The following is a 9,316-nucleotide window of genomic DNA, read 5'->3' as shown; positions in this document are numbered from 1 at the left end:
CCTCGGCCAGGGTGCGCGCGCCGGTCCGGCCGCCGGGCGCCCCCAGCTCGACGACGACGGCGAGCGGCCGTGCCGGGGACCCCGCGGCGGTGGTCATCGCGGTGACGGCGTCGACCGAGTCGACCCAGCTCAGCACCTCCAGGTCCGGGTCGGCGTCACGCGCGGCGGCGACGGCCCGCACGCCTGCCGGGTCGACCAGCGCGTTCGCCAGCAGCACCCGTCGCACGCCGGCGTCGATCGCGATCCGCGCCTGCCACGGCGTCGCGACGGTGATCCCCCAGGCGCCGTGGCGCAGCTGCAGGTCCCACAGCGCGGGGGCCATCGTCGTCTTGCCGTGCGGGGCGAGGTCGACGCCGTGTGCGGCACACCAGCCGGCCATCCGCTCGGCGTTGGCGTGCAGGGCCGCCCGGTCGAGGGTGAGGACGGGCGTGGCCAGGTCCGACAGCCGCGGCCCCTCGGCGAGCCACTCGTCGACCGTACCGGGCAGCGGCGGGACCGACTTGGCGTACGGGCCGGGCCGTTCGGCGCCGAGCGACGCGTACCGGAGCATCCCGTTCTCCCCTCTGAGCAGGTACGTTGCGTATTTTGCAGCACTTGTTGCGTATTTCGGTTCGGCTGTTCTAGCATCACCGCGACAGATCGGTCAACGACGGCGGAGGAGAACCCAGCAGTGGAAACCCCGGGCCGCAGCGCCGTGGTGTGCTTCGGCGAGGCCCTCGCCCTGGTCCCCGACGCGGCCGCCGTCGACGACCCGCGGGCCCCCGCGCACGCCGCGGGTGCCGAGGTGAACGTCGCGCTCGATCTGGCCGCGGCCGGCGTCGCGGTGGCGTGGGTCGGGCGTCTCGGTGACGACCGGCACGGCGCCCTCGTGCAGCACACGCTCGCCGCCGCCGGGGTCGACACCGGTGGGATCGGCGTCGACCCGGACCTCCCGACCGGCCGTTACGCCAAGTACCCGGCGCCCGACGGCGGCACCGTCATGACCTACCGGCGGTCCGGATCGGCGGCCTCGGCGGCCGGGCCCGAACTGCTGGAGCTGCCCGCGGTACGCGACCGGATCGCCGTCGCGGACTGGGTGCACGTCAGCGGGATCACCGCGGCCGTGTCGACGTCCTGCGCGGCCGCACTGGCCGCGCTGCTGGCCCGCCCCCGCCGGTACCGGGTCGTGTTCGACGTGAACTGGCGCGAGCAGATGTGGCCCGACGGCGACCCGGCCGCGGTGGCCGCGCTGGCCGATCGGGCCGACGTCGTACTCGTCGGGGCGGACGAGGCGCGGCGGGTGTTCGGCACCGACGACCCGGCCCGGCTGCGCACGCTGCTGCCCGGCCCGGAGCTGGTCGTGGTCAAGGACGGCGCCCGGCGCGCACTGGCCGTGCACCGCGACGGTGCGGTCACCGAGCGCGCGGCGCTGGTCGTCGACGTCGTCGAGCCGGTCGGGGCGGGCGACGCGTTCGCCGCCGGGCTGCTCACCGGCCTGGTCCGCGGCGAGGACGTGGGCCGCTGCCTGCGCCGGGGCCACCTCGGTGCCGCCGCGGTGCTCGTCGTTCCCGGCGACTCCGCCGCGCCGCTGCCCGAGCACCTGCTCGACCTCGACGACGACGCCTGGGCGACCCTGCGCGTGAACGCCGACCGGGAGGCCGTGTGAGCACCAGCCTGACCAAGGCGCTGCGGATCCTGGTGGCCCTCGGGGAGGGCCCGGCCTCGCTCGACGAGCTCGCCACGGCGCTCGAGGTGCACAAGACGACCGTCCTGCGGCTGTTGCGCACCCTGGCCGACGAGCACTTCGTGCACCGCGACGACCACCACCGCTACCGGCTCGGCTCGCGGCTGTTCGAGCTGTCCTCGCGCGGGCTGGACCAGCGCGAGGTGCGCACGGTCGCCGCGCCGCACCTGCACGCGTTCAACCGGGCCCACGGCCACACCGTGCACCTGTCCGAGCGCGACGACGGCGAGATCGTCTACATCGACAAGCTGGAGTCGCTCGACAACGTGCGCATGGCGTCGCGGGTCGGGCTGCGCGGACCCGTGCACTCCACCGCCGCCGGGAAGGTGCTGCTCGCCGACCTGCCCGCGGCGGAGCGGAACCGGGTGCTCGACGACGTCGACTTCCCCGCCCGCACCCCGCACACGATCACCGACCGCGACGCCTACCTGGCCGAGCTCGCCCGGGTGCGCGAGCAGGGCTGGGCCCAGGACCGCGAGGAGAACGAGGCCTCGATCAACTGCATCGGGGCGCCGGTCCGCGGACCGGCCGGAACCGTCGTCGCGGCGGTGTCGGTGTCCGTGCCGACCATCGTCGCCGGCTACGACCAGCTGATGGAGCTGGTCCCGTCACTGCTGGCCGTCACCGGGACGATCTCCCGCGACCTCGGCTGGCGCCCGACCCGAGAGGATCCCCCCCGCATGACCACCGCCGCCAACGGCACCGTGACCACCACCGACGCACCCGCCCCCGCGCACACCTTCAGCCAGGGCGTGCGCAAGGGCGGCCTGCTGCAGGTCTCCGGGCAGGGCCCGATGGACCCGGCGACGAAGCAGTACATCGCGCCGGGCGACGTGCACGCCCAGACGCTGCGGACCCTGGAGAACGTCCGCGCGATCCTGGAGGCGGGCGGCGCCTCGGTCGGCGACGTCCTGATGTTCCGCGTCTACCTCACCGAGCGGGAGCACTTCTCCGCGATGAACGACGCCTACGGCGAGTTCGTGTCCCGGCACGTCCCCGACGGTGCCGCGCTCCCCGCACGCACCACCGTGTTCGTGGGCCTCCCCCACGCCGAGATGCTGGTGGAGATCGACGCCCTGGCCGCCCCGGCCGCCTAGCAACTCGCCGAGATGCACGTTCCCGCCCCCACCGGGGCGACAACGTGCGTCTCGACAGGGCGACGTCGATCGGGCGTTGCGGAACCGTGCTCCCGGCCACGGGAACGCGACGCTCGGAAGGCGTCGGCCGAAACCGGACTGCTGCTCGACCTACGGCTCCCTCAGCGGACGTAGCGCAGCTCCGCCCGCGCCCGGGCCTTCGCCGCCTCCACCTCACGGTCCTTCGGCGGGGCGGTCGTGGTCAACCCGTCGAGCAGCTCCCGGGTCGCCTCGGCGACGGCGGCGACCGCCCGTTCGAACACCTCGGCGTTGGCCTGCGACGGCTTCGCCGCCCCGGCGATCTTGCGGACGTACTGCAGCGCCGCGGCGTCCACCTCGTCGGTCGTGGCCGGCGGCTCGAAGTTGTGCAGCGTCCGGATGTTGCGGCACATGGGCACCCCCTGGATACGACGACGGCCCGCCCCGCGACCGTAGCGCGGGACGGGCCGTCGACCGAGTGCGAACTACTGGACGACGTGCATCGACCCGTCGAGCTCCCCCGCCGCCTGGCGCCGGTTCAGCACCGCGAGGCGGGTGAAGGAGTGGTCGAACGCGTCCTGGGTGAGGCCGCGGTTCCGGTACTCGGTGGCGAGCTGCTCGGCACCGGCCGGGATCGTCCAGGACGCCTCGAAGCCGAGCTCCTTGCGGGCCCGGGCGAAGTCGACCCGGTAGGAGCGCGGGTCGTTGCCGGCCTCACCGGTGATGTTCAGCGTCGAGCCGGGGACGGCGTCGATCACGGCCTGCGCGATCTCGGCGACGGTCCGGTTGTTCGTCTCGGTTCCCACGTTGTAGGCCCGGGCCCGGACGACGTCCGCCGGGGCGCCCAGCGCCGCGACGACCGCACCGGCGATGTCCTCGGCGTGCGCGAGCGGACGCCACGGGGTGCCGTCGGACAGCACGGTGACCTCGCCCGTGAGGACCGCCCGGCCGACCAGGTTGTTCAGCACGATGTCGGCGCGCAGCCGCGGCGAGAACCCGAACGCGGTCGCGTTGCGCATCGAGACCGGCACGAAGTCGGCGTCGGCGAGCTCGGCGAGGTCGTCCTCGACGCGGACCTTCGAGATCGCGTAGGGGGTGACCGGCTTGAGCGGGGCGTCCTCGTCGACGAGGTCGTCGCCGGACTGGGCGCCGTACACCGAGCAGGTGGAGGCGTAGACGAAGCGGCCGACACCGGCTTCCTTCGACAGCCGGGCCAGCCGGGTCGACGCGTGGTGGTTGATGTCGTAGGTGATCTCCGGGGCCAGCGAGCCCAGCGGGTCGTTCGACAGCGCCGCCATGTGGACGACGGCGTCGAACCCGGCCAGCTGGTCGACGGTGACGTCCCGCAGGTCGGTCGACATCCCGTCGACGTCCGGGGTGTCCAGCGAACCCAGCACGCAGTCCGCGAACAGCCCGGAGTCCAGGCCGATGACCTCGTGACCGGCGGCGGCGAGCAGCGGCGCCATCACGGTCCCGAGGTAGCCCTGGTGCCCGGTGAGCAGTACGCGCATGAATATCCCTTTCTCGGCGGTGTGTGCGGGGTCAGAAACCGCTCGGCTCGGAACCGACCATCGGCGCTGCGGACAGCGTCAGCTTCTGGACGTGGAAGCCCTCGGCGTAGCGGGCGTGGCACTGCACCCCGCGCACGCGGGCCAGGCCGCGGAAGGTCTCGTCGTCGAACCAGGTCCGGTCGCGCTGGCTGCCGTAGTGCTCGTTGAGCTTGGCGATCTTCTCCGTGAGCACCGGCTCGGACAGCGGCAGGAAGACCGTCGGCTGGGCGAGGTCGCCCTCCCACTTGAGGATCTCGTAGCCGAGCGTCAGGTGGTCGCGGAACGCGGTCGGGATCATCTGCGACAGCGTCCGGTGGTCCTGGTGGGCGTCGTGCGGCGACGGGCCGATCACCAGGTCCGGCTCGCTGCGGCTGCGCAGGTCCTCCAGCGCCATCTTCGCCCGCTCCCAGTGCTGCGGGACGCGGCCGTCGGGCAGGTCCATGACGACGACGTCGAGGTGCGCGCCGGGGGTGAACGCGGCCAGTGCGGCCCGCTCCTCCTCCTCGCGCAGCGACCCCGCCCCGGTCAGGACCAGCGCGGTGACCTGCACCCCCGGATAGGCGCGGCACAGCTCCAGGAGCATCCCGCCGGCCCCGATCGGGATGTCGTCACAGTGGGCGCCGAGCAGCAGGATGCGGTCCAGCCGCTCGGGCAACAGGTTCAGCACGGTCTCTCGTTCCCCCCGGAATCGCGGCCTAGTCGCGCTGGTGGCTGCTGCGGTGCATCTCGGCGATCGCGGCCTGCAGCGGGTCCTGGTCGGTCTCGTGGGACTCCCAGAGCATCCACGGTCGCGCGCCGCTCTGGTAGGCCGCCTCCAGCGCGTTGCGCTCCTTGACGGTGTCCGCAGGCTGCCAGAAACCGCGGTGCCGGTAGGCGGACATGCGGCCCTTGCGCGCCAGCGGGGCGGCGGCGTCGGCGATCAGGTCGCAGTCCTTCTCGAGGAAGTCGAAGATCTCCGGCCGGAACATGAGGTAGCCGCCGTTCTCCCAGATCGGCATCTCCTGCAGCGTGGTGATCGACTCGAGCCTGCCGTTGTCGTCGACGTCGACGCAGTGGAACGCCGACTGCGGCGGCACCGCCATCAGCTGCCCGACGGCGTCGGTGCCGGCGAACTGCTCGACCATCCTGTCCAGCGGGGCGTCGGTGAGGACGTCGGCGTAGTTCGCGTGGAACATCTCCTCGTCCTTGACCAGCGCCTTCACCCGGCGCAGACGCTCACCGATCGGCGAGTCCAGACCGGTGTGGACGAACGTGATGTTCCAGTCCTTGATGTCGCTGCCCATGAGCTCGACCTCGCCCTGGTGCAGCACGAAGTCGTTGGACTCGGTCTCGTCGTAGTCGAGGAAGTAGTTCTTGATGTGGTGCGCGCCGTAGCCCAGGCACAGGACGAAGTCCTTGTGGCCGAAGTGGGCGTAGTAGCGCATCACGTGCCAGATCAGCGGGCGCGGCCCCACCGGGTGCATCGGCTTCGGGAGGTCGGACGCGCCATCGCGCATCCGCATGCCGTAACCACCGCAGAACAGGACGACCTTCACGTCAGACCACCTCGAGCGACGGGATCGGGAAGACCAGCGTGCCGCCCCACTCGCGGACGTAGGACAGCTGCTCGGTCAGCTCGGTGCGCAGGTTCCAGGGCAGGATCAACACGTGGTCGGGGCGGTCCTGCGCGATCCGCTCCGGAGCGAAGATCGGGATTCGGGTGCCCGGCGTTAGCCGCCCGTGCTTGTACGGGTTCCGGTCCACCGTGTACTCGAGCAGGTCGGGCCGGATGCCGCAGTAGTTGAGCAGCGTGTTCCCCTTGCCCGGGGCGCCGTAGCCGACCACGCGCTTCCCCTGCCGGCGGGCGTCGATGAGGAACGACACCAGGTCGTCGCGGATGGTGGAGACGGCCTCGGCGAACCCGTCGTGCCCCTCCGGCGTGTGCAGCCCGGCGGCCGCCTCGGCGGCCAGGACCTCGCGGACCTTCGCGCTCGGCTCACCGGCGACATCGGCCGGGCGCGCCCACATGCGGATCGAGCCGCCGTGGGTGTCGAGCAGCTCGACGTCGACCAGGGTCAGCCCGCCCGCGGCGAGCGCCCGCTGCCCGGTGAGCAGCGTGTAGTACTGGAAGTGCTCGTGGTAGATCGTGTCGAACTGCTTGCGCTCGACGAGCGTGAGCAGGTGCTGGACCTCGATGGAGACCCAGCCGTCGTCGGCGACCATGGCGCGCAGTCCCTGCGCGAAGCCGACGACGTCGGGGATGTGGGCGAACACGTTGTTGCCGCAGACCAGGTCCGCCGGGCCGTGCTCGGCACGGACCCGGGCGCCGGTCTCCGGGGTGAGGAACGCGGTGAGCGTCGGGACACCCTTCTCCCGGGCGGCCTCACCGACGTTCACGCTCGGCTCGACGCCCAGACAGCGGATCCCCTTCGCGACGACGTGCTGGAGCAGGTAGCCGTCGTTCGAGGCGACCTCGACGACGAACGAGCCCGTGTCCAGCCCGGCGCGCTCCTGCGCCGAGTCGACGAAACGGCGCGCGTGGTCCACCCAGGACGAGCTGAACGAGGAGAAGTAGGCGTACTCCTCGAACGTCTCCTCCGGGCTGATCTCCGGCGGCAGCTGGGCGAGCAGACACGAGTTGCACACCCGCACGTGCAGCGGGAAGGTCTGCTCGGGCTGCTGTGCCGTCTGCTCGGTGAGGAACAGTTCGCAGGGCGGTGTGGCGCCCAGGTCGCAGAAGCTGCGCAGGTCGGTCGTGCCACAGAGACGGCACGTCAACGCGGTTCCGGACCCGATCGACGACGTCGTCCCGGAAGCATCCGTGTTCAGCACGCACGGAAGTGTGTCAACCCGACGGGTGTCCGCCGCGCCCGGGGTGCGGGTCACCCTTTCGTGGGTGTTTGTCCGTGTTCCCGCTCATCTCCGGCCGGCGCGGAGGGCGGGTGCGCTGCAGGGACGGCGTCGCCGACGTGTCACGATGACGAGGCCCCACGATCCGCCGTGGTGTAACGGCAGCACCTCGGATTTTGGTTCCGATGGTCCAGGTTCGAATCCTGGCGGCGGAGCAAGCCGCCGATGTGCGACACGGCCCCAGGGCCAGGACAGCGCGGTCGACGGCGAGACGGCGGCGACGTTCGCGGCCCCGACGACGGAGGCCACCTGCCTGCGCCCGAACTGCGGGATCAGCTCGGGGACCGGCCCGGCCTCGAACCCGCGGCGCTCGGCCGCGGTGGCGTGGTACATCAGGACCACCTCCGAGCCGATCCGGCCCGCCTCCTCGAAGCTCGTGTCCAGCTCGTTCGTGGTCGCGCCGTCGGTCGACGACGAACCCGAGCTGGGCGAGCAGCTGCGCGCGGCTCGGACGCGGTGTCACCACGGGGTCGCTACGCTCCGGCGGTGTGACCCACGCGACCGAACGCGCAGTCCCACCACCGGAGCCCCAGGACGTCACCGCCCCGCTCACCGCCGCGGCTGCCTTCCTCGTCCTGCGGGTGGTCGACGGGCCGGACTCCGACGCCAGGGTCCGGTCGACGCTCGCCGCGACCTCCGACCTCGTCAAGAACGTCCGCATCGGCGCCGACGGCGCGGCGTTCCACTGCACCGTCGGGATCGGGCACCGGGTGTGGGAACGGGTCGTCGGCGGGCCGCCGCCGCGCGAGCTCGCACCGTTCCGCGAGATCACCGGCGCGAGCCACACCGCCGTCGCCACCGAGGGGGACCTGCTCTACCACCTGCGGGCGGACAGCACGGACCTGATCGTCCGCTTCGAGATGATGCTGCTGGACTCCTTCGGCGACACCGTCACCACCGTGGACGAGACCACCGGCTTCCGCTACCGGCACGGCCGGGACCTGCTCGACTTCGCCGACGGGACGGCCAACCCGGACGGGGCGGGCCTCCCGGCCGCGACCCTGGTCGGCGACGAGGACCCGGCATACGCCGGCGGCAGCTACGTCGTCGTGCAGAGGTACCTGCACGACATGGCCGCCTGGCGCGGGCAGGACGTGGCCACCCAGGAGGGGATCGTCGGGCGGACCAAGTTCGACGGGGTGGAGCTGCCGGACGCCGAGGAGGGCCAGAAGTCGCACAAGACGCTGTGCACGATCACCGACGACGACGGCGTCGAGCACGACATCCTGCGGGACAACATGCCGTTCGCGTCGCCGGGGCGCGGTGAGTACGGCACCTACTTCATCGGCTACTCCCGGCGCCTGTGGGTCGTGGAGACGATGCTGCGCCGGATGTTCGTCGGCGACCCGCCGCCGCTGCACGACCGCATCCTCGACTACTCGACCCCGACGACCGGGTGCACGTTCTTCGTCCCCGCCCGGCCCGTCCTCGACGGCCTGGACGACTGACCCGGACACGACGACGCCCCCGTCCGGATCCGGACGGGGGCGTCGCAGGTGTCGTTCTCAGCTCTCCAGCGCGGCGTCCAGCGTGATCTCGACGCCGGTCAGCGCCTTCGACACGGGGCAGCCGGCCTTGGCGGCCTCCGCGGCCTTGGCGAAGCCGTCGGCGTCGAGTCCGGTGACCTCACCGCGCACCTTCAGCGTGATGCCGGTCAGCTTGAAGCCGCCGTTGTCCTTGTCCGGGCCGAGCGAGACGTCGGCCGAGACGTCGAGGGACTCGGGGGTCCCGCCCGCCTCGGCGATGTTCGCCGAGAGCTGCATCGCGTAGCAGGCGGAGTGCGCCGCGGCGATGAGCTCCTCGGGGCTGGTGGTACCACCGGCGTCGTCCGCGGCGCGCTTGGGGAAGCTGACCTCGTAGGTACCGACCTTGGAGCTGGACAGCTCGACCTGGCCGGAGCCCTGCTCCAGGGAGCCGTTCCATGCGGTGCGGGCGCTGCGCGTGGGCATCGTTACCTCCGTGTCGTGGGGACCGATTTTGCACAACCGATCACTCGGCAGTCTTCTCCGCCCCAGCCGTTCCCGCCACCCCGGACCGCG

At 72.2% G+C, this 9,316-nt stretch carries 9 protein-coding genes, 1 tRNA gene and 2 pseudogenes; 5 read left to right on the top strand and 7 right to left on the bottom strand.

Annotated elements, in window-relative coordinates; translation table 11 throughout:
- Positions 1 to 550: pseudogene (locus GTW08_RS17210) on the bottom strand (amino acid deaminase); the annotation flags it as partial.
- 120 nt (positions 551 to 670) lie between these two features.
- Between GTW08_RS17210 and GTW08_RS17205 the strand changes: the two are divergent.
- The 3 genes and pseudogenes from GTW08_RS17205 (at position 671) to GTW08_RS31110 (ending at position 2,820) form a co-directional block, all read left to right on the top strand.
- Entirely contained in the window at positions 671 to 1,645 is a 975-nt protein-coding gene (locus GTW08_RS17205) for a sugar kinase (RefSeq protein ID WP_083658995.1), read from the top strand.
- Positions 1,642 to 2,349, top strand: a pseudogene (locus GTW08_RS31115) (IclR family transcriptional regulator); the annotation flags it as partial. The gene GTW08_RS17205 and the pseudogene GTW08_RS31115, both read left to right, overlap by 4 nt.
- A gap of 54 nt (positions 2,350 to 2,403) precedes the next feature.
- On the top strand, positions 2,404 to 2,820 hold the full coding sequence (locus GTW08_RS31110; RefSeq protein WP_167379109.1) for a RidA family protein: 417 nt from the start codon (positions 2,404 to 2,406) through the stop codon (positions 2,818 to 2,820).
- 161 nt (positions 2,821 to 2,981) lie between these two features.
- Here GTW08_RS31110 and GTW08_RS17195 read toward each other — a convergent pair whose 3' ends face one another.
- From GTW08_RS17195 to GTW08_RS17175, 5 genes are all read right to left on the bottom strand, one after another.
- A complete protein-coding gene (locus GTW08_RS17195; RefSeq protein ID WP_073577634.1) occupies positions 2,982 to 3,251 on the bottom strand; it encodes a DUF2277 domain-containing protein in 270 nt (89 codons plus the stop codon).
- Positions 3,252 to 3,323: 72 nt separating this feature from the next.
- A complete protein-coding gene (locus GTW08_RS17190; protein WP_073577633.1) occupies positions 3,324 to 4,349 on the bottom strand; it encodes an NAD-dependent epimerase/dehydratase family protein in 1,026 nt (341 codons plus the stop codon).
- Between the two features lie 31 nt (positions 4,350 to 4,380).
- Positions 4,381 to 5,055 carry a PIG-L deacetylase family protein gene (locus GTW08_RS17185; RefSeq protein WP_073577632.1) on the bottom strand — a complete coding sequence of 225 codons (675 nt, stop codon included), beginning with the start codon at positions 5,053 to 5,055 and terminating at the stop codon, positions 4,381 to 4,383.
- A gap of 28 nt (positions 5,056 to 5,083) precedes the next feature.
- A complete protein-coding gene (locus tag GTW08_RS17180; RefSeq protein ID WP_073577631.1) occupies positions 5,084 to 5,923 on the bottom strand; it encodes a sugar phosphate nucleotidyltransferase in 840 nt (279 codons plus the stop codon).
- 1 nt (position 5,924) lies between these two features.
- Complete coding sequence (locus GTW08_RS17175; protein WP_304580199.1) at positions 5,925 to 7,199, bottom strand: class I SAM-dependent methyltransferase; 1,275 nt, start codon at positions 7,197 to 7,199, stop codon at positions 5,925 to 5,927.
- A 162-nt stretch (positions 7,200 to 7,361) separates the two neighbouring features.
- Between GTW08_RS17175 and GTW08_RS17170 the strand changes: the two genes are divergently transcribed.
- Positions 7,362 to 7,432, top strand: a tRNA-Gln gene (locus GTW08_RS17170).
- Between the two features lie 333 nt (positions 7,433 to 7,765).
- Entirely contained in the window at positions 7,766 to 8,725 is a 960-nt protein-coding gene (locus tag GTW08_RS17165) for a Dyp-type peroxidase (protein ID WP_073577629.1), read from the top strand.
- Between the two features lie 57 nt (positions 8,726 to 8,782).
- Here the strand turns inward: GTW08_RS17165 and GTW08_RS17160 are convergent, their stop codons facing one another.
- Positions 8,783 to 9,226 carry an OsmC family peroxiredoxin gene (locus GTW08_RS17160; protein WP_073577628.1) on the bottom strand — a complete coding sequence of 148 codons (444 nt, stop codon included), beginning with the start codon at positions 9,224 to 9,226 and terminating at the stop codon, positions 8,783 to 8,785.
- Positions 9,227 to 9,316 lie beyond the last annotated feature (90 nt).

This window comes from Pseudonocardia sp. SID8383 (assembly GCF_009864975.1).
GTDB lineage: Bacteria > Actinomycetota > Actinomycetes > Mycobacteriales > Pseudonocardiaceae > Pseudonocardia > Pseudonocardia alni.
Note: the sequence above shows the minus strand (reverse complement) of the source record. Positions and strands in the feature narration are given on the sequence as shown.

Bases quoted from the DNA above. Each gene is read 5' to 3' on its own strand.
- GTW08_RS17160 (WP_073577628.1), bottom strand. From the start codon at position 9,226: ATGCCCACGCGCAGCGCCCGCACCGCATGGAACGGCTCCCTGGAGCAG.
- GTW08_RS17195 (WP_073577634.1), bottom strand. From the start codon at position 3,251: ATGTGCCGCAACATCCGGACGCTGCACAACTTCGAGCCGCCGGCCACG.
- GTW08_RS17190 (WP_073577633.1), bottom strand. From the start codon at position 4,349: ATGCGCGTACTGCTCACCGGGCACCAGGGCTACCTCGGGACCGTGATG.
- GTW08_RS31110 (WP_167379109.1), top strand. From the start codon at position 2,404: ATGACCACCGCCGCCAACGGCACCGTGACCACCACCGACGCACCCGCC.